Raw genomic sequence first — 1,014 nt, 5'->3', positions numbered from 1 at the left:
CGGCGGTCCGCGCCTCGGCGCCACTGTGGGTGCGCTCGGCCCGGCGCGGCACGGGCAGTCCGCTGCCCGCGCGGACGAGGTCCCCGAGGGTGAGCCCGTAGCGCGCCCGGAACGTCTCTCCGGGGCTCTGGCCGTGGTCGGACAGGACGACGATCCGGTACGGGCGCGGCGCGTGCTCGGCGACCTTCTCGATCAGCGCGAGGGAGCGGTCGAGGCGGGCGAGGACCTTCTCGGCGTCGCGGCTGAGCGGCCCGGAGTGGTGGGCGACCTCGTCGTAGGCGACGAGGTCGGCGTACACGGACGTCCGCCCGGCGAGCAGGTCGCCCATCACGGCGGCCACCACGACGTCCCGTTCGACGACCGTCGCGAACGCGCGGACCAGCGGGTAGAGGCCGCCGCGCTTCACGCGCGGGCGTTTGCGGCGCATCCGCGCGCGGGTGGACTGGCCGAGTTCGCGGCCGACCTCGGCGGTGAACGACAGGAGTGTGCGCACGGCGTTGGCGGGGTCGGAGAAGTAGGCGAAGTAGCCCGCGCGGGAGCGGTTCTCGCGTCGGCGGCGGGCGGCGACGGACAGCACGAGGGCCTGTTCGTCGGCGCCGCCGCCGAAGAGGTTGCCTCGGCTCGCGCCGTCCGCCGAGAGGAGCCCGGTGTCGCGGGTGCGCTCGACCGCGCGGCGCTGGAGTTCGGCGGCGCTGGTGGGGCGGTTGCAGACCATGACCTCCCGGGTGTCCTTCTCGTACCAGCGGAAGGCGGGGACGTCGTGGTTGGTGCCGTGCAGGATGCCGAGCTGGCTGGCGCCGGTCTGGCTGGACCAGTCGGTGCGCCAGGGGGTGAGGCGGTGCGTGGCGCCGTTTGCGCCGTCTCCGTCGAGCCAGCGGGCGACGGTCGGCATGAGGCCGGTGTGGGCGGCGGTGTGCAGCAGGTCGTGGCCCACGCCGTCGAACTGGAGGAAGACCGTCCCGGGCGTCTGCGGGCCGGGCGGGCCGCCGCGCCTGCGCCGGTCGGCGAGGCGGT

At 75.5% G+C, this 1,014-nt stretch carries 1 protein-coding gene; it reads right to left on the bottom strand.

The window, feature by feature from the left end:
- Positions 1 to 1,014, bottom strand: a 1,014-nt coding sequence (locus ACVNF4_RS36365) for an alkaline phosphatase family protein (RefSeq protein WP_461807083.1), incomplete at both ends; no start/stop codon positions are given.

This window comes from Streptomyces sp. S6 (assembly GCF_054880855.1).
The sequence above is the reverse complement of the archived record's forward strand: the minus strand, read 5'-3'. Positions and strand labels throughout refer to the sequence as shown.